At 28.2% G+C, this 17,582-nt stretch carries 22 protein-coding genes; 3 read left to right on the top strand and 19 right to left on the bottom strand.

Translation table 11 applies throughout. The features are described from left to right. Positions 1 to 164: 164 nt before the first annotated feature. The 3 genes from LGK95_RS02720 to LGK95_RS02710 form a co-directional block, all read right to left on the bottom strand. Positions 165 to 461 (bottom strand): hypothetical protein, encoded by a 297-nt coding sequence (locus tag LGK95_RS02720; RefSeq protein WP_226121962.1) that lies wholly within the window; start codon positions 459 to 461, stop codon positions 165 to 167. An 84-nt stretch (positions 462 to 545) separates the two neighbouring features. Continuing rightward, positions 546 to 1,019 (bottom strand): hypothetical protein, encoded by a 474-nt coding sequence (locus tag LGK95_RS02715; protein ID WP_226121961.1) that lies wholly within the window; start codon positions 1,017 to 1,019, stop codon positions 546 to 548. A 333-nt stretch (positions 1,020 to 1,352) separates the two neighbouring features. Next, positions 1,353 to 1,520: a hypothetical protein gene (locus LGK95_RS02710; RefSeq protein WP_226121960.1), complete on the bottom strand. Its 168-nt coding sequence runs from the start codon at positions 1,518 to 1,520 to the stop codon at positions 1,353 to 1,355. An 898-nt stretch (positions 1,521 to 2,418) separates the two neighbouring features. Here LGK95_RS02710 and LGK95_RS02705 point away from each other — a divergent pair. Further along, entirely contained in the window at positions 2,419 to 2,796 is a 378-nt protein-coding gene (locus tag LGK95_RS02705; protein ID WP_226121959.1) for a hypothetical protein, read from the top strand. A gap of 291 nt (positions 2,797 to 3,087) precedes the next feature. On the opposite strand, the gene LGK95_RS02700 is transcribed toward LGK95_RS02705, so the two are convergent. Next, on the bottom strand, positions 3,088 to 3,225 hold the full coding sequence (locus tag LGK95_RS02700; RefSeq protein ID WP_226121958.1) for a hypothetical protein: 138 nt from the start codon (positions 3,223 to 3,225) through the stop codon (positions 3,088 to 3,090). 283 nt (positions 3,226 to 3,508) lie between these two features. Here LGK95_RS02700 and LGK95_RS02695 point away from each other — a divergent pair, with 283 nt between their 5' ends. Beyond that, positions 3,509 to 3,880: a hypothetical protein gene (locus LGK95_RS02695; RefSeq protein WP_226121957.1), complete on the top strand. Its 372-nt coding sequence runs from the start codon at positions 3,509 to 3,511 to the stop codon at positions 3,878 to 3,880. A gap of 199 nt (positions 3,881 to 4,079) precedes the next feature. On the opposite strand, the gene LGK95_RS02690 is transcribed toward LGK95_RS02695, so the two are convergent. The 5 genes from LGK95_RS02690 to LGK95_RS02675 all read right to left on the bottom strand — a co-directional run bounded on the left by LGK95_RS02690 (position 4,080) and on the right by LGK95_RS02675 (position 7,757). Next, on the bottom strand, positions 4,080 to 4,286 hold the full coding sequence (locus tag LGK95_RS02690) for a helix-turn-helix domain-containing protein (RefSeq protein ID WP_226121948.1): 207 nt from the start codon (positions 4,284 to 4,286) through the stop codon (positions 4,080 to 4,082). A 652-nt stretch (positions 4,287 to 4,938) separates the two neighbouring features. Next, positions 4,939 to 5,067, bottom strand: a complete 129-nt coding sequence (locus tag LGK95_RS22325; protein WP_264174457.1) for a hypothetical protein — start codon at positions 5,065 to 5,067, stop codon at positions 4,939 to 4,941. Between the two features lie 644 nt (positions 5,068 to 5,711). Next, complete coding sequence (locus LGK95_RS02685; RefSeq protein ID WP_264174456.1) at positions 5,712 to 6,050, bottom strand: site-specific integrase; 339 nt, start codon at positions 6,048 to 6,050, stop codon at positions 5,712 to 5,714. A 288-nt stretch (positions 6,051 to 6,338) separates the two neighbouring features. Further along, positions 6,339 to 6,725 carry a 3'-5' exonuclease gene (locus LGK95_RS02680; protein ID WP_226121946.1) on the bottom strand — a complete coding sequence of 129 codons (387 nt, stop codon included), beginning with the start codon at positions 6,723 to 6,725 and terminating at the stop codon, positions 6,339 to 6,341. A 642-nt stretch (positions 6,726 to 7,367) separates the two neighbouring features. Continuing rightward, positions 7,368 to 7,757 carry a hypothetical protein gene (locus tag LGK95_RS02675; RefSeq protein ID WP_226121944.1) on the bottom strand — a complete coding sequence of 130 codons (390 nt, stop codon included), beginning with the start codon at positions 7,755 to 7,757 and terminating at the stop codon, positions 7,368 to 7,370. 259 nt (positions 7,758 to 8,016) lie between these two features. Between LGK95_RS02675 and LGK95_RS22320 the strand changes: the two genes are divergently transcribed. Further along, positions 8,017 to 8,151, top strand: coding sequence for a hypothetical protein (locus LGK95_RS22320; protein WP_264174455.1), 135 nt, complete (start codon positions 8,017 to 8,019; stop codon positions 8,149 to 8,151). 14 nt (positions 8,152 to 8,165) lie between these two features. Here LGK95_RS22320 and LGK95_RS02670 read toward each other — a convergent pair whose 3' ends face one another. The 10 genes from LGK95_RS02670 to LGK95_RS02630 form a co-directional block, all read right to left on the bottom strand. Continuing rightward, positions 8,166 to 8,372 (bottom strand): helix-turn-helix domain-containing protein, encoded by a 207-nt coding sequence (locus LGK95_RS02670; protein ID WP_226121942.1) that lies wholly within the window; start codon positions 8,370 to 8,372, stop codon positions 8,166 to 8,168. 628 nt (positions 8,373 to 9,000) lie between these two features. Continuing rightward, complete coding sequence (locus tag LGK95_RS22760) at positions 9,001 to 9,144, bottom strand: hypothetical protein (protein ID WP_404814394.1); 144 nt, start codon at positions 9,142 to 9,144, stop codon at positions 9,001 to 9,003. Between the two features lie 460 nt (positions 9,145 to 9,604). Then, complete coding sequence (locus LGK95_RS02665; RefSeq protein WP_226121940.1) at positions 9,605 to 9,793, bottom strand: hypothetical protein; 189 nt, start codon at positions 9,791 to 9,793, stop codon at positions 9,605 to 9,607. Between the two features lie 155 nt (positions 9,794 to 9,948). Continuing rightward, the gene (locus LGK95_RS02660; RefSeq protein ID WP_226121938.1) at positions 9,949 to 10,104 is read right to left on the bottom strand and encodes a helix-turn-helix domain-containing protein; all 156 of its coding nucleotides are present in this window, start codon (positions 10,102 to 10,104) and stop codon (positions 9,949 to 9,951) included. A gap of 1,088 nt (positions 10,105 to 11,192) precedes the next feature. After that, positions 11,193 to 11,696 carry a hypothetical protein gene (locus LGK95_RS02655; RefSeq protein ID WP_226121936.1) on the bottom strand — a complete coding sequence of 168 codons (504 nt, stop codon included), beginning with the start codon at positions 11,694 to 11,696 and terminating at the stop codon, positions 11,193 to 11,195. A 566-nt stretch (positions 11,697 to 12,262) separates the two neighbouring features. Next, complete coding sequence (locus tag LGK95_RS02650) at positions 12,263 to 12,676, bottom strand: 3'-5' exonuclease (RefSeq protein WP_226121934.1); 414 nt, start codon at positions 12,674 to 12,676, stop codon at positions 12,263 to 12,265. 450 nt (positions 12,677 to 13,126) lie between these two features. Beyond that, a complete protein-coding gene (locus tag LGK95_RS02645) occupies positions 13,127 to 13,897 on the bottom strand; it encodes an HNH endonuclease (RefSeq protein ID WP_226121932.1) in 771 nt (256 codons plus the stop codon). Positions 13,898 to 14,133: 236 nt separating this feature from the next. Beyond that, a complete protein-coding gene (locus LGK95_RS02640; protein ID WP_226121930.1) occupies positions 14,134 to 15,531 on the bottom strand; it encodes a KAP family P-loop NTPase fold protein in 1,398 nt (465 codons plus the stop codon). Between the two features lie 370 nt (positions 15,532 to 15,901). After that, on the bottom strand, positions 15,902 to 16,264 hold the full coding sequence (locus LGK95_RS02635) for a cyclic-phosphate processing receiver domain-containing protein (RefSeq protein WP_226121928.1): 363 nt from the start codon (positions 16,262 to 16,264) through the stop codon (positions 15,902 to 15,904). A gap of 224 nt (positions 16,265 to 16,488) precedes the next feature. Beyond that, the gene (locus LGK95_RS02630) at positions 16,489 to 17,280 is read right to left on the bottom strand and encodes a hypothetical protein (RefSeq protein WP_226121926.1); all 792 of its coding nucleotides are present in this window, start codon (positions 17,278 to 17,280) and stop codon (positions 16,489 to 16,491) included. Positions 17,281 to 17,582 lie beyond the last annotated feature (302 nt).

Below are 17,582 nucleotides of genomic sequence, written 5' to 3'. Positions count from 1 at the left end.
TACAATAATATATCTGTTTTTATTAATGGAACTCAGCCAATACAAGACACGTTTAAAAAAATGATTCAATAATATTCTTATTAAACAAAAAAGTACTTATAGCCCAAACACTTTTTCAAAGTGTCTAGTTCTATAAGTACCAATTTAATATGCTATAATTAAATTTATTTTATTAATGTTTCAAATACTTTAGTTAAATTCTGAACTACATCAATGCCAATTGCTTCAATTGGCATACCTGCATATTGATATAAGTTTTCTATATATGTATCAATGTTTTTTCTTTTAGCTTTATCAGCATTAACATAAATAGGTGCTAGTCCTAATATGTATGATTGTACTGGGCTTGCTTCTATTAAATCTTGATCTATATTACCACCAAATTCATACCTACTACAATTATATATACTTCTAAGTGTATGTTCTATGCTTCTTGCTTCGTTTTTACTTTCAGAACTCATATTCCTACCTCCTATAAAGTTATTATAATAATATTATTCTACATAAGTTATTAATCTCCTTTATATATTATTTATTTTCTAATTTTATTGATTTCTGTATTCTTCTAAAAATATTGGATTAATTGAAAGATACCACTTTTCATTTTTGCAAATTTCAGCCCAATCAAGAATAGCACAAATAACAAAACCAGGACCAAATGCTGTTTCACCCTCCTGAACCCCATGTACTTTATGGGCAATGTATCCTTCAACTGAATTAGTCATCAATTTCCCACTGCCTAACTTGGCACCAGACTGGGCATTTCCTTTTTTTGCTTTACCACCATTATTCATTGCAACCTCAACTGCAGCATCAAAAGCTTCCCATACAAGTTGATTTTCTGTAGGTATCTTTGAAGAGACAAGTCCTTTATCGCCTTCATCAAAGCAAATATCACAGCTATCTCCACTATAAAGTGTAACTATTACTTGTCCCCCTACATCATTAAGTTTCCCTTTTATTTTTCTAACAACTAAACTATCAGTATCTTTTATTATTACATTTGTAATAGTAGGCATAAATTATTCATTCCTTTCAACACCATTATTTTTTTCTCAAATTATTACAACTAAGTTTTGTAACTACTAAATCTTTATTACATTTAGCTTTCTCTGAAACTTCAAAATCTATTCTCTTTATACTTAAAACTTACCTACAACCGACTTATATTTATACTATTCAATTTAATACCTACAATAAAATTTTCAAGTACGTTTATTTCAGCAGGGCTTTTATCTTTTGAAATTTAAAACCTCCCAATATATTTCTACGCGACAAAAGGAGCTAATCTCTTAGCTCCTTTTTGTTATTTGTATTCATTTCTTATTCTTTTTATCGTCTTATCTCTTGATTTAAAATCTACTGTCACTATATAATATCCTGAACCCTTTTAAGTTTTCAACCCATTCACATTTTTCTGTATGTTCACTTATTACTTTTAATATCTCTTCATCTGTAAAACTCTCATAATCTTCAAATTCATATACTTTCATTTCATTTCCACAAGATAAACATTTCATATTCTTCCCTCCCTCCATATAAAATCATATATTACATATTCTATAAGAGCAAGTCTTATCCTCTGTATATAAAATCCATAAATTAATATTCCATATTCGCCTTTTTTCGACCTTATTACATTGCTTTTATTTTTAAATAATGGTATAGTTTGCTCATGTCCTTTAAGGATTGTTGCAGAAGGTTGTACTTTATAGTCGCCCTTCTACTTTTTTTTATAAAAAATAAGTATTTCCTAAATTATTTAAATTTACTTATTTTAGATATACATATTACATCATATATGAAAGATATATTTCCGAGGAAATATTCTGAATTATATGACTACTATCTTCCAACTCCCCTTATAAACTCTGCAAATTCTTGCTCTAAATTCTAACTAGACTTTTATTATATCTGCTTGGCAGTTCATAATTATCCTATAGCACCATTACAAGCTTATTTAATTTTAATACTTGGGCTTTAAGTGTAGGTTTGCACGTAAGCAAAAAAAAGAAACAGACTGGCTAAATTATGCCAGTCCATTAATAGTTTTCGATATATTCTTAATTAAAGGGGGACTCTAATTAAAAAATTCAATTACTAATTACTTGCTATGAATTCATATTAACAAGTAACTATGTCATACTGATGTCAAGAGTAACAATAAACTGTAAATAGTAATTGAAACAACGATGCCGCTGTCAAAACTTTTATGTACCATATGATATTCAAAAGATGATCTTGTAATAGAATTTGTTCTTAAACCTACTGTAACATTAATAAGTTAGTAATAATCACGTCAGGAAATCATATTTTTTGATGTGCGTAACATATTAAATAATATAATAATATGTAATAAAAGAAGGAATTCACCTCTTTTATGTAGAATGTTTCTCTTATGAGGGGTTGAAATAGGATATGAATATACAAAATAAAATAATGGAAATAGCAAATAATTTTGACTATACTAGTTCGGTTACAAAAGGTATAAATGAATATAGGGAATTCTTTAAAAATGAAAAGATAACCAATATAATTCTACTAAATGTTTATTTAAGCAAGGAATTTAAATTTGATGATGAAGAAGAATTAGCTGAAAAAGTGGCTAATGAAGTTATTCGGTATAAGATAAAAGAAAAAATATTTATAAAATTGATGTCCGAAGGAATTATTTACCCTGTACAATCAACTAATGGTTGGGAGAATATAGATGTTAAATATATTTCTGAAAGCAGTACAGAATCTACAACTTTGAGTTTTCGAAGATTGTTATTCGATCAATTTATGAAAGCTTAAGGATTTATATATAATTAATTATAAAAGTATATTTTTAGATGATTTACTAATTAAACATAAAAAAAGATACAATTAAATTATGTATCTTTATCCTTTTTTATATTTAAAATATATTTTTTGTAAATAATGAGTATCAAAACAATAATTTAAAAATGCTCTAGTCTTAATTACAAAACTTTTTCTCATGGAGATAATATTATTTCTCATGAGAGTAAGTGTCTGTATATCCTCTTAAATACCCACAATTTTAGGTAACTCAAAACTATAGAATCTTATTTTACTTCTATAGTTTTATCTCTTTGATATTAAAGAGTTATTATACAAAATATCAGTATCAAATTTTCTTATAATCCCTCCCTCAAACTTAATTTCTAAATCTTTACTAGTAATTGAAACAACAGTTCCACTACCAAAGCTTTTATGTATCACCTCATCCTCTTCTTTAAAAGGTAAGTCCGAATCACTTGCGCCTAATATATTGCATTCTTTACTAAACCTTGAGGTTTCTTTCGCTTTTCCTTTTACATTTTTACAGATACATAACCAAACATTATCTATAGCCCTTGTAATTCCTACATAAAATAATCTAGTTCAATATATAAGTCACTGAAAACTACTATTATCTATTAAAATACCTATCCTTCAACAAGAAAATGAACAGGATTGCTCCTGCTCCACTCTGAATCAAAAGGGAAATGAATATTTTACAGAATTGAGAACTAGGCAGGAGAACCAACCTATACTTGCTAAAGAATATTTTGAAATTGAGGGATATCGTTTTGACGGGAAGGTAAATAGACTGAGAGGGTTATCTGATAAAAGCATAAATTTCGATAAAATACTTAACAAGGATAAGTATAAGGATTGTCTACAAATAGATGATAATGGGGTTTTACAAATAATGGATAATTTTAGGAAACAAAGAAATCTGATTCATTTTCCAGGTGATATAGTTGAATTAAAATATAACAATGGTGACGGATTAGACAAAATAAGAGAATTTATAAATACAGCCATAGTTGCTTTAACGAATTGTTGGATAAAAGAAGGTAAGTATCATTTTTCACTATTAGAAGAATTTTAAATGTGTTAGAGTTTAGGAGTACTATTTTACCACAAGTATTAAAACAAAGATTTGATTCGGTCTTCTCATTGGTAAATACTCATATAACCTTCTAAGATAACATCTCAATGCATCAGATTGCACTGGTACAGCCAAAACATATGTATATTACTAAAAATTGAGGGGGTAAAGACATATTAACATAAAACCATCTTAACTATTATTTACAAATAAAGTCGAGAATTTGTTCACAATAAAAAACAGATATTTCTCCATCTTCTATCAATTTGAGTGCAGTCCTATCACTGACTTTAAAATATGCCGCAACTTTACGTACTGTCATAATTTCATCATCTATGATATCTTCAATCTTTTCAATTATATCTACATCACCATTTTTGTCAATTCCACCAATTATAGATAGCATATAATTCACACTCCTTTTTATTTTTGAATTATAATTTATTTGTAAAGCGTACTTTACTGCTAATCAATCATAATATTATAAAGTGTCATATATATTACATTTAGAATTTCTATAAACCATTTAAACATAATTTTCCTTTAAATTTTGTTTAGATTTTAATGGTGGTATGATACCATTATATATAATTCGACATAAATAATACATTTGCTAATAGTCTACATATATAGTTAGCTAATCTAGTTTTAGGGTAGTAATTCTTGCAGTCTTAGGATTACTCAAACATAAACAAACCAACAATTTATCTACCTTTTATAAGCAATCTTGAGTTTCAAATCATTGGTTTTACACACATTTAGCACCCTAATTTATAATATAAGAGATTAACGATGAATTCCCAATTTTCGTCTATACTCTAGCATTAATTATATATTGTAAGCCCTTAGAAACAGTCTTAGGTGCTTTAATCATAGTATTAAAGTTGGTTAATCCTCAAAATAAAAAGCTACCAATTAAGGTAGCCACTTGTCTATTAGTAGTTATTTAATTCTGTATGTCTGTTAGTATTCCAACATCAAAATTAATATAAATTATAAGTAGTTGTATGAGTAATTGTTCTAGAATATATCTTGCCAAGACCACTAACAAGGATATACTAATCTAGTGTTGCAGAGCCAATTATATTTACAGATTTATTACTGTTGTATACTCTATAGCTTGTACTCGGTGCGAATAAAGAGAACCCATATGTATAGCCTGTTAACCCACCTGCATATAATTGCATTAGAGTTTATTTGTTAAGCTATTACAGCCTCTCTACGAGCCTTTAAGTGATTCTTATGGCATAGTATAGCCCCGTTTTCCAATTAGTTGTTTATTATGTATCTGTTTAAACACAACCTTTGAATACTTATTCTTCTTGTATCTAGCATTAAATCATGCAGTATTTCTTTGTTAAAAAAGTTCTGTATATCTTAAGATGTAATTAATCCTATTTTCTTCCAACGTTCTTCTTATCCATAGCATGAACCTAGTAGCTTTTTCATTATTTGCCATACCGATTTTCGGGTATAAAATCACCCTTCCCCACCAGTGGAGAAATTCCTAATTCATTTAAATATTCGTTGGCTCAATCCTTACCTCTGATTGTCCTGTATCGTTCTCTCTCTTGCCTGCGTTACCACCCCAAGTTGAGGCATTCTTATTTAAAAAAGCATACTTATAAAAAAAACTACCCGTTAAGGTAGTCTTGTCATTAATTATTAAATTATAAATTTAGTTGATGTATTATATAGCATTAACCCCACAGTTCAACATGGCTAGTATGACCTGTGGGGTTTTAATATTAATGTTTTTGTTAAGTGAGTTTGGTTATCCTCTGCAGTACCCTTTTTTTATATTTGAAGAACTATATTTTTGTCTGCTTTTTTATGCGTTATTTATTTTTAGTCTAGTCTTCAGATTCTTCTTATTTAGCACATCTAGTGGATTAAATTTACAAATGTCTGCACTAATATTAATTGGTAAAAGATTAATATATCTTTCGGTAGTTTTTATATTTGAATGCCCTAAGATAATTTTCAATCTATAAATGTCTCCGTGATTGATTATAAAAAAGGTAGCAAATGTATTTCTGAAAGTATTGACACCTCGCATTTTAACATTTCTATTTTTAAAATAATTACTTATGTTTTGATGCAAGGTATCGTAACACATCTTTTCCTTATTTAGCTTAGGGAATAATAAGTCATCACTAATCAAATTCATTACAACAATATATTCTTTAATACATTCTTTAATGTGGGACTTAAAGGGACTGTAATTTGTCTTCTAGTTTTCATATGTCTAAATAAAATCATGTCATTAAAACAGTAGGTTAAAAATGCTCTAGTCTTAATCACAAAAGTCTTATAAGTATTCCCTTTGTAACCATCTCTTCTCATAGAAATAACTTTATTTTCTATTTTAGTCTTAGTAGGAGTTTCTATGCTCTCTGAAATGTTTATAATCTTAGATAATTCAAATCTATAGAATCTTATTTTACTTTCTATAGTTTTATCTCTTTGATATTAAAGAGTTATTATACAAAATATCAGTATCAAATTTTCTTATAATTCCTCCCTCAAACTTAATTTCTAAATCTTTACTAGTAATTGAAATAACAGTTCCACTACCAAAGCTTTTATGTATCACCTCATCCTCTTCTTTAAAAGGTAAGTCCGAATCACTTGCGCCTAATATATTGCATTCTTTAATAAACCTTGAGGTTTCTTTCGCTTTTCCTTTTACATTTTTACATATGCATAACCAAACATTATCTATAGCCCTTGTAATTCCTACATAAAATAGTCTTCTTTCTTCCTCTAGGTTATTATCTATGCTATTTACATGAGGAATGTTCTCTTCATTACAATTAATCAGGTAGACATTCTTAAACTCCATACCCCTTAACACCATGGATTGATTCCTGTAGTGATATATCAACCCCGTGAAGCATTGATATGACAATCTTTAGATATCATTCCATACTTTTATCTTTATTCTATTCCATACACATAAGTAAAAAAGAAAAAAGACTTCCGAGCAATTAAGGCTAGGAATCATTTCAATTAGTAAAATTTTAAACTTCTTAAAGTAATGTCATGCTCCGTATCTTCCATATTCGCTCTTCTTTCGACCTTATTTTTACATTGCTTTTATTTTTAAATAATGGTATAGTTTGCTCATATCCTTTAAGGATTATTGCAGAAGGTTGTACTTTATAGTCGCCCTTCTACTTTTTTTATAAAAAAAGAACTATGTTAATAGTCCTTTTATATTTGCTTTATTTATTATAATTTAAATTAGACTTTAAATAAGCAAATAATAAGTGTGTCCCAAATTATTCAAATTTACTTATTTTAGATATACATATTACATAATATATGAAAAATATATTTCCACTACATTACTAACTTATATTATACTTCCAACTACCATTATAACTCTGCAAATTCTTGCTCTAAATTCTAACTAGACCTTTATTATAACTGCTTGGCAGTTCATAATTATCCTGTTGCAATCTGTAAATAAATTACCTTAATTTTATTTAAGTTGACTTTTGATACTCTTCATAGCTTTCTCAATATTTTGGTTTATTTTATCCGCTTGACCTTGGGTAATCACATTATTTTTTACTAATTTACTTAATCTATTAATACTACCTTTAGCTTTTGACACATTTTTTGTTACTTCTTCCATTACTTTATCTGATTGAGCCTGTGTTATTGTTTTAGCAGTAACTAGTCCCTTAAGGGTGTCAGTATAAATTGTTTTCATAGCTGTCGATATTGCTTTTACAGTATTATTAATTTCTTTTTGTGGAGCCATCAGTGGTTTTTTAATAGTCGGTGACTTCATAGAACTACAAGCAGTAAATATCATAATAGATATACTTACTATTATAAATATTGAAGTAATTTTCACATTTTTCATTTTTACACACACCATCCTCATAATATTTGTTTTTATTTTATTAGCTTTCATTATTATTAGGATAACTGGATGAAACTATGCTTTACTTGCTACAATATAAATTTATCTTATAGGTACTTGTTTTTGGTATAATAAAAACCATACAGAACGGCCTTTAAAAACCCAAGCATAAAATGGAAAAATTCCATTGCCAGCACCCACAAAATATAATATCCTTTTTAGTGACGAAACTGAAAAGGATAGCAAGGGGATGCTAACAATGGAACAAGTATATAATATCAAATATATGAGGAAATTTGAAGGGAAAAGTCTAAGAAAAATTGCTAAAATTACTGGTCATGATTTTTATACAATTAAGAGATATGTAGATAAAGAAGATTATATATTAACATAAAACCATCTTAACTATTATTTACAAATAAAGTCGAGAATTTGTTCACAATAAAAAACAGATATTTCTCCATCTTCTATCAATTTGAGTGCAGTCCTATCACTGACTTTAAAATATGCCGCAACTTTACGTACTGTCATAATTTCATCATCTATGATATCTTCAATCTTTTCAATTATATCTATATCACCATTTTTGTCAATTCCACCAATTATAGATAGCATATAATTCACACTCCTTTTTATTTTTGAATTATAATTTATTTGTAAAGCATACTTTACTGCTAATCAATCATAATATTATAAAGTGTCATAAATATTACATTTAGAATTTCTATAAACCATTTAATCATAATTTTCCTTTAAATTATGTTTAGATTTTAATGGTGGTATGATACCATTATATATAATTCGACATAAATAATACATATGCTAATAGTCTACATATATAGTTAGCTAATCTAGTTTTAGGGTAGTAATTCTTGCAGTCTTAGGATTATTCATAAAAAACAAATAAACAATTTATTTGTTTTTTATGAATAATCTTAAGACTTAAAATAACATAAAATCATTGATTCCATACACTTTTGCTACAATTATTCTTCATATATGGTTTGAAAATGAATGTCCAATTCCCACCTATACTCTAGAACTAATTCAATATTTTAGGCTCTCATAAACAGTCTTAGACGCTTTAATCATAGTAATAAAATAGGATAATCCTCAAAAACAAAAAAGACCACCAATCAAGGTAGCCTCTTATCTGTTAGTAATTGTTTAATTCTGTATGTTTGTTAATATTCCATTATCAAAATATAATAAAATCATTGCTGTATCTCCATAAACCCATTGCTCACTTACCCCATCTGCAGTCGTAGTTCGATAATACTGTCGGGTCGTCCCCAAGTAGAATTAATACATTCATCAGTTGTCTAGCTATGATAAGAAAAAGAAAAATGTGTATCATGCCACCACAAATATTAACTATAAACCCCAATAGCCAGAAAATTTATTATTCCTACTAACCAACGTAAAAAAGTCCCATATATATTACTTTCTTTATTTAATGATTTTTATAAAATCCACTAAATCAATATTTTTATAATTAATTGATAAAGTAATACTTAAAAAATATGGAGAACTTTAAGTATTATAATTATGACAACAATTCCACCAATTATAGATAGCATATAATTCACACTCCTTTAATTTTTGAATTATAATTCATTTGTAAAATATACTTTACTGCCAGTCAATCATAGTATTCTAATAATGTGTCATAAATATTACATTTAGAATTTCTATAAACCATTTAATCATAATCTTTCTTTAAAAGATTTTTAAATTTGAATGGTGGCAGGATACCATTATATATAATCCGACATAAATAACACATATACTAATAGCCTATATATATAGTTAGCTAATCTAGTTTTAGGGTAGTAATTTTTGCAGTCTTAGTATATAACAAACATAAACAAATCAACAATCTTAAGACTTAAATGAATGTCTATTTTCCACCTATACTCTTGCATTAATTCTATATTGACGGCTCTTAGAAGCTCTAATCCTAGAATTAAAAGCAGGGTAGACTCAAAAATAAAAAAGCTACCAATTAAGGTAGCCTTTTGTCTATTAGTAATCATTTAATTCTGTATGTCTGTTAATATTCCACTATCGAAATATAGATAACTTGTATCGCCATAAACCCATTGCTCACTTACTCCACATGCTGTCGTAGTTAGATTTAATACTGTCGGGTCTTCCCCACGTAGAATCATCCTGTGTTGTCATTCCTATCCTAACGCCTTATTGTACGTTCTGAACGTCCACCTATTTGCTCCGCAATACTGCTCGAACTTAATCCACTCTTGTATAAAACTTCTAACTTTATGCGTTCTTCGTAGGTTAGGTGTTTACCTTTTCTGCTCACAGTGATAAAATTTAATTGGCTCATTTGAAATCCTCCAGTACTTGTTGGTTTTGTCACTTAACATTATACTAGAGTATTTCTCTTGGGTCTTTATTTTTTTGTTTTGCGGTCATTTCATTTTACAACTTACCTTTTTACATAAATAGTTATTTATGGGCATATTAATTTATGTAGAATAATATTAAAAATGCTAAATATTTGTTTGCACAACACAAACAAATATTTAGCATAAGATGTACTACATGATTTAATGTTAGATGCTAAAACAGGAAAATGCAGAACATTCTTACATTATTACAAACATAACTAAATGGCGAATTTATTCACTTGTTAAGTATTTAAAATGACTATATCACTAGGTTTGTTGGCTATGATTTTAATAGTGCTTGTAATTCTTATAAATTTTTCGTGTAATTCCCCCTTAAAATAACACACCTTATGGGTCCCCCCCTTTATATATTTTCATTTACTATAGAAGTCCCTATCTAAGCCATTCTAACAACTAATTTGCATTCAACAGTACATACAGCACCATTATTGAGAACATGTGTTCGTTATATTTCGTGATATCTGATTAACTAAGCCATATAGGTTCCTTTTCTAATTAATCTACCGACATATCTTACCATCACAACCTTATTACCTTATATTATCCATTTTAGCAACAAATTTTCTTTGTCGCTACATTACGATAGAATGTAGTCATATCAAGGCTTTGTCAGATGTTGAGTGGGTCGTTTTCGCTCCCGTTAAAAATAAAATTATAGTCTCTCTAGGTTATGAATAGATGCAATGCATAGTTTTAAGTGTGTTACTAAACTCCTTTATAATCTCTCTGCAATAATTGTATTAGTTTTTACTTGTTTAGGCTAGAACAGCCTCACCACAAGCTTTGAAATAGATTTAAATGCTTATGGTAGTTACCTGTTTTTCAAGTATTCCTTTGATGTGTACATATTTAGATACAGAGACTGTTAAATAAAGTTGTGAATTGAGTACAACTTTATCTCCATAGTAATTATATTGACCCTACCTTACACTGCAGTTTCACCCACAATTTAGTTTCATTGCAATAAAAAGGAGCCCATTTAAAAGGCTCCTCATCTATTAATTTATAAGTTAATTGCCTTATCTACATATTGAGCAAATATCTCACCACTATTTCTAAATTCATCTTCATTAATTATTTTACAATCTTCCCGTATTGTTACCTCGGGATTTCTTAATATTAATTCTATGTTTCTTCCATGTCTACTTTTTAATTTATTGTAATTATTTTTCACATAATCTAATGAACTCCACATATCGTTAAAGCCACAATGACCTTTTAAAACTTTTTTTCTTAAGTCCATTACAAATTCATCTTCTATGCATAGATTGCCTCCAAAATAATCCATATTTTCTTTGCTCCAGTGAGACTCATCATTCAAATCAACATCATGTTTTAAAACGCTCATTGGTATTTCTAATAATAACTTCACTTCATCTGAAGTTAGTTCTCCTACTGAGAATCTTATTTCGTCAATTATGGATGCTATTGTACTTAAATTAAAATCACCTGTTCTAAATTTGTTACTTATTTTTAAGAATCTTCTTTTTAAAGTTAACTCATTCATAAATTTCCACCCCCATTCTTTATATTCAAAACACAAAAGTTTTATGTATGCTATGAAGACAATTACTCAACTTTCTTCAACCCTTCATCCGTTCCACTTAACAATTACAACTACTGCTACTTGATAATCTCTCCTGCCAAAACATACAATTTCCATCCATCAAAATAATAAAACATCCTTATTAAAGGGTTTAGTTTTACTCCCATAATTATCAATTACATCCTGTTTTTTGTCATTGATGTTTTGGTGGAAGTAAGGTAGTATACTATTAACATTCATTAATTATTAAAAAATGCAAAGGTAATCAGGATTTCACGTCCCGCCTTTGCATTTTTTATTTTTTGTACATTGTTAGTTATTTCCTTTACATCTTTTACATAATATGATATTATGTAATAAGACACTGTTTCTTAAATTTGAGTTGCAGGAGGCTTCCCTAATATTGCCTTCTGCTTTATTTTTTTGCATTAAAAAGGGACTTATTCAAAGGTATCTTCTGTTGAATTATTCTCATTACTGTATATACATTATATGGTATTACCAAGACATCCTTTTTATTATACCTGTTATTTTTTTGAAATCAGAGAGTTGTTATACAAAATATCTGTATCAAATTTTCTTACAACTCCTCCCTCGAATTTAATTTCTAAATCTTTACTAGTAATTGAAACAACATTACCACTGCCAAAACTTTTATGTAGCACCCCATCCCCTTCTTTAAAAGGTAACTCCGAATCACTTGCCCCTAATATATTGCATTCTTTAATAAACCGTGAGGTTTCTTTTGCTTTTCCTTTTACATTTTTACAAATGCATAACCAAACATTATCTATTGCCCTTGTAATTCCTACATAAAATAGTCTTCTTTCTTCCTCTAGGTTATTATCTATGCTATTTACATGAGGAATGTTCTCTTCATTACAATTAATCAGGTAGACATTCTTAAACTCCATACCCTTAACACCATGGATGAAATCCATGAATGATTTATAAATATTGTGAAGTATTGATATGCCTAGCTTTAGATATCTTTCCTTACTTTTATATTTAATTTATTCCATACACATAACTATATTGCAATTATATCATATTTATAGAAATAAGTTCAATATATGAGATAATATAAAAAGATAAAAAATTTTAAATTATGTAATATTTTATGTTAGTGTTCTGCTGTTGCAATTTTATCTACATTATTTAATGCTTCTCCTTTTTAAAAATTGTTATTCAATTATCTCAAATAATTAAATCATTGCTCTAATGCATATATACATAAAACATTTATGTTCAAGAAAATATTCTGAATTATACGACTACTAGTTTACATTATATGGACATATTATACTTACAACTAGAGTCCTCGTAAAAATCTCACCTTCCACTCCTACACTGCCTTTCGGTTTCCTATAATATTACTTTCCAACTTGTATTCAGCAAATATATTTTATACTAAATCCCTCTCCATTAATATAAACTTTGCGACTCCCTTTTATCATATCAGATATTTTTACATCGGCATAATGAAACATTCTATGGTGATTAGCACATAATATAACCATATTGTTCGCCACTTGTTTTCCCCCCTTAGATAAGTAATCTAAATGATGAGCCTCAGAATAACAATTACCATCTTTCTTTTTGAATGTAAAACCACACCCTTCAATCTGACATTTGTTTTTATACTTCTCTTTAAGGTCGTATACAATTCTCTGATTTCGCTTTATCCTAATACTCTTTTGTTCTACAGTCTCATTTTCAATAGTATCAACCTCTTGTAATATTTCTTCGTAATCATCATTGACTGTCACTTTAGAACTAATCTCAGCTATTGTCTTAGAATTTTCTGATTTGCCACTAAAATACTCTAATAGCTTATTCCAATCTTTACATTGCTTACAGTCATCAATTTCTTTCTCAAAATCGTTCATAGCTTGGTCTTCACTTATTCCATGTAATTGAGAAGCAAGAGGGTAATAACCATCTCCTGGCAGACGAGAAGTTGAATTAATCACTAATACGGATATTAAAGGAAGTCCTAGTTCATGTGCTATTACAGATATTTCTCCAAGAGGGTCGCCTAGTTTTACTGGTCTTATCGCATTATTTATCCCCTTACTTAAATCAATATACGTTATTGTTTTATGATTTCGTGCATACTCAACTAATATTATAGCAATGGCCTCTAGAATCTTTGCATTCATCTTAATTGTCCCCCTCAATAATACTTCACAAGAATAAAATTTTTATATCATCTCTTTCTTCTAGCCTATCAATGAGTATATAGGCTGGTTTACTTATTCTTCTGAAAAATAGTTGTTCTCCACTTCATCAATATTTATTTTAAGAATTTAACAATATTAAAGCCTTCACCCATTCTAATCTTTGAAATACCATTTTTGATTTTCTCTGTAACATTCATTGATGTTCTCAATTTACGCTATATTTTCATATTATTAGTAAACATCATATTTTTTATAATAGGACAAGGGTTATCTCGATTCCACATATCGGCAATGTTAACTCTATCATGACTTTTAGAACTATCTCCAATTACAATCAAATATGTTTCACGATTTTCATTAATTTCTTTAAAATATGACTCAGTATCATCTAAATTCCACAAATTAACTAATAAAAATTTTGAAATTGACTCCGACAATACTTTACGCATAATACCATTATCAATAGATTGCAATTTAGGTTGTATATCATCGATAGCTATAAGCTTACCGAGCCTTTCAATTTCCTTAACAGTATACTTCTTATCGATTATATTTTGATAATCATTTGGATTTTTTATTTTTAATATTATAAGATAGACATAAATGTTACTAATTACCATTTTACATATAAATTTGTAGTTACTCTCTTTATTAAAAATATCTATTGTAGGAATCAGAATATTAAGATTAATAAAAAGTTTATCTATATCTCTCAATGATATTTTTGATTTTACAGATATCTCCTTTAATACTCCCCAAAAATAATCAATATTAATAAAAGTCAAACCATATTGTGATATTAGGTAATCAAAATAAACATTCCGATTTGGTTCTGGCAGTGTAAATTCTAAATCTATAAACCGTCTTAAATATCCAATACTATCCATTCCATTTCCATATATTGTAGATACAGAATGTGACAATTGAGTTTTATCCATAGATAAAATAAAAATAAAGTTATCCAAATCAAAAAAATGCTTTATTCTTTCCAATGTTTCTATTGCATATAAAGGTCTGCATCTGTCTAACTCATCAATAAAAATTACAACTTTTTTATTTATACTCTCTTGATATTCTATAAGAGCATTCTTGAACTGTCTTTTTAAACTGCTTTTTTCCTTATAATCATCAAATATTGTTTCCCCTATTTTGCTTGTATACTCTTCTATTTCTTTCTCAGTATCACTACCTAAGCTAATTTCAGGCACTTCTAAAATACCATGTGAAGCCATTTTAATAAGATAAGGGATACCTTTTCTTATTATTTTAGCACCTATTTTATATAGCTGTCTATCCTTAATTTTGATTCCGTTTTCATTAGACAATTCATCTGACATTAAACTGATTAAAGGTACTAAAGGGTCTAAACTATCATCATTTTCCCATGCATTAAAGTATATTGGTTTAAAATCTACATTATCATTAAGATAAGTTTCCCACATTTTAACAAAAGTTGTTTTGCCTGTACCCCAAGATGAATCAATTGATAAAACTAAACCTGAATCATACGTACTTAATACTGACATCAAATTATTAATGAAATCTTTTCTGTGAAATTTATCATTCTGAAAAGGATTATCCTCTGGTATTTCTATAGTTTTATGTAATTTCACTTTTATCCCCCCACCAATTTAAATAAGAATTAATTTACTAACCAACTAAATAACTTGTCATCAAAGTCGATTAGTTCTTTTAGTTAACTAGTCTTTCTTATATTCTTTTTGAGATATACGCTCGTAATTATGCATTATATATTGTACTAATTAAAAAATTTTGCTTCCAAATGCCTTTATATATCCATTCTGTATTTATTTTCTCGTCAGTTTAAGCATAAAACTGATAATTTTTCATGTTATCCCTAAGTTAATTTATGATTACTTCATACCCAAAATAAAAGCCTTACATATCCTCATCTATGGGTTCATTCTCAATCAACTACCTACTACTATAGCTGTTTTCCCATCTATTAGCTTATAATATTGCTTATTTTCCAGAATATTTGTTTTGAGTTATTGGATAGTAATAAATTTTAATGTCATCATCTATAAAACCCCTTTTTTGCGCACCCAATAGAGTATGATACATATTTTCTCTACCTACAGAATTATCAGTATGTAAATATATACGCTCGGCTCTTAACCCTTTTTCACAAATATATTTGACTAAATCGTATCCCGTAGGTATTAGTTTTCCTTGTTCATCAATCCCTAAGTCGTGGTCAAGTGAAAGAATCTCAATTTTAAAATTTTCAAGATAATATTTCGCCTGTTCTACTGTTCTTGCTATTACAAACCCCTCTGGACAATCACGTAAATCATCAACATATAAATTTATTTTTTCTTTCATAACATTCAAATCTCCCGAATTTTATTTCGCACTAATCTACGACTACATACTAAATATATATACTGATTATATACCCATTTCCTCTACCTTATGAAAATAAAATAAAACTTATATTTTATTTGCTTTTATCAATGTAGTATAGGATTATCTATTCTAAAGCCTTTTACACTTTCTAATATTATTGGAGTTATTCCATATATTATTTAACCTCACTAACCCTATTATTAATCTTGTATTGTTGTTAAAATTCCATCTTCAAAATACAAATAACGGTTACTACTATAAACCCACTGTTCACTAACTCCACTAGCTGTAGTTGTCTTATTTATATCTTCGGGGTTTCCCCAACTTGAATCTAGGCATTCTTGTTTTGTCATTCCAACTGTTGCACCCTTTGATTTTGCTTCCTCTTGTTTAGGTGTTAATATACCATTTTCATTAAATAACTGCGTTTTAAACTCTTCAGACGCTTTTGCTTTTGATTCTTCATTTAATTTAATATATTTCCCCTTCAAATCAAGCAATTGTTTATTGTCTTTGTCTATATCTAAAGCTGGCTCAATATCATACAATGCACCTTGATAATCTAGTTTAGAAACAGATAATTCAGCTTGTGCAATTGCTTGTTTGTTTTCTAGGTCTATACATTGCTTAATTTTATCTGATGCATTATCATAATTTTTTGTATCTTCCTTTGGTACAGTAGTAAACTGATAATATGCATCTTTATAACTTTCGCTATTAAACTCTGTCATTCCAATATTAAAGGAATATGTAGATTCTTTTAAAACTTTCACCTTGGCTATCTTAGCTTGTACCTCAGCTTTGTTTTCAGAAGTTATTAACTTTTCGCAAACTGCCACAGCTTCATCAAATTTTCCATCAGCGACTAATGAATTTACTTTTCTATACTTATAATTTGGATTCATAACAACTCCTGCTATTCCTACCACTGCAACTATTACCACTACTGCCATTGTGATTATTCCTTTTTTCATCTTACTCATATTTTTCATTAAACTTCCTCCCCAAATTTATCCATTCTTATATTTAGAAAAAGCTTGTACACTTATCATTCAATCCTTTTAAAATTCTATATGCTCAACATCTTAACTGCTTCTTTATCTTAAAATGCGTTTTTAATTTCTTCGGCAATATAGTTACAATTTTTCTATGCTTCCCTTGAAGCATATTTTACTAGTTTCTACATAATTTTACCTTTAATTGCCTCACTTGTAAATAAGTTAAAATATATCTACAATTTTATTTTTGAATAACGAAAGGAACCCTATTCCTTGCTTATAATTTTACCTCATTT

Source organism: Clostridium algoriphilum (assembly GCF_020443705.1).
GTDB classification, from domain to species: Bacteria; Bacillota; Clostridia; order Clostridiales; family Clostridiaceae; genus Clostridium_AD; species Clostridium_AD algoriphilum.
Note: the sequence above shows the minus strand (reverse complement) of the source record. Positions and strands in the feature narration are given on the sequence as shown.

Excerpts from the sequence above, each read along its gene's own strand:
- LGK95_RS02720 (WP_226121962.1), bottom strand. The coding sequence starts at position 461 with ATGAGTTCTGAAAGTAAAAACGAAGCAAGAAGCATAGAACATACACTT.
- LGK95_RS02715 (WP_226121961.1), bottom strand. The coding sequence starts at position 1,019 with ATGCCTACTATTACAAATGTAATAATAAAAGATACTGATAGTTTAGTT.
- LGK95_RS02710 (WP_226121960.1), bottom strand. The coding sequence starts at position 1,520 with ATGAAATGTTTATCTTGTGGAAATGAAATGAAAGTATATGAATTTGAA.
- LGK95_RS02705 (WP_226121959.1), top strand. The coding sequence starts at position 2,419 with ATGAATATACAAAATAAAATAATGGAAATAGCAAATAATTTTGACTAT.
- LGK95_RS02690 (WP_226121948.1), bottom strand. The coding sequence starts at position 4,286 with ATGCTATCTATAATTGGTGGAATTGACAAAAATGGTGATGTAGATATA.
- LGK95_RS22325 (WP_264174457.1), bottom strand. The coding sequence starts at position 5,067 with ATGCAATTATATGCAGGTGGGTTAACAGGCTATACATATGGGTTCTCT.
- LGK95_RS02685 (WP_264174456.1), bottom strand. The coding sequence starts at position 6,050 with ATGAATTTGATTAGTGATGACTTATTATTCCCTAAGCTAAATAAGGAA.
- LGK95_RS02680 (WP_226121946.1), bottom strand. The coding sequence starts at position 6,725 with ATGGAGTTTAAGAATGTCTACCTGATTAATTGTAATGAAGAGAACATT.
- LGK95_RS02675 (WP_226121944.1), bottom strand. The coding sequence starts at position 7,757 with ATGAAAAATGTGAAAATTACTTCAATATTTATAATAGTAAGTATATCT.
- LGK95_RS22320 (WP_264174455.1), top strand. The coding sequence starts at position 8,017 with ATGGAACAAGTATATAATATCAAATATATGAGGAAATTTGAAGGGAAA.
- LGK95_RS02670 (WP_226121942.1), bottom strand. The coding sequence starts at position 8,372 with ATGCTATCTATAATTGGTGGAATTGACAAAAATGGTGATATAGATATA.
- LGK95_RS02665 (WP_226121940.1), bottom strand. The coding sequence starts at position 9,793 with ATGATTACTAATAGACAAAAGGCTACCTTAATTGGTAGCTTTTTTATT.
- LGK95_RS02660 (WP_226121938.1), bottom strand. The coding sequence starts at position 10,104 with ATGAGCCAATTAAATTTTATCACTGTGAGCAGAAAAGGTAAACACCTA.
- LGK95_RS02655 (WP_226121936.1), bottom strand. The coding sequence starts at position 11,696 with ATGAATGAGTTAACTTTAAAAAGAAGATTCTTAAAAATAAGTAACAAA.
- LGK95_RS02650 (WP_226121934.1), bottom strand. The coding sequence starts at position 12,676 with ATGGATTTCATCCATGGTGTTAAGGGTATGGAGTTTAAGAATGTCTAC.
- LGK95_RS02645 (WP_226121932.1), bottom strand. The coding sequence starts at position 13,897 with ATGAATGCAAAGATTCTAGAGGCCATTGCTATAATATTAGTTGAGTAT.
- LGK95_RS02635 (WP_226121928.1), bottom strand. The coding sequence starts at position 16,264 with ATGAAAGAAAAAATAAATTTATATGTTGATGATTTACGTGATTGTCCA.
- LGK95_RS02630 (WP_226121926.1), bottom strand. The coding sequence starts at position 17,280 with ATGAAAAATATGAGTAAGATGAAAAAAGGAATAATCACAATGGCAGTA.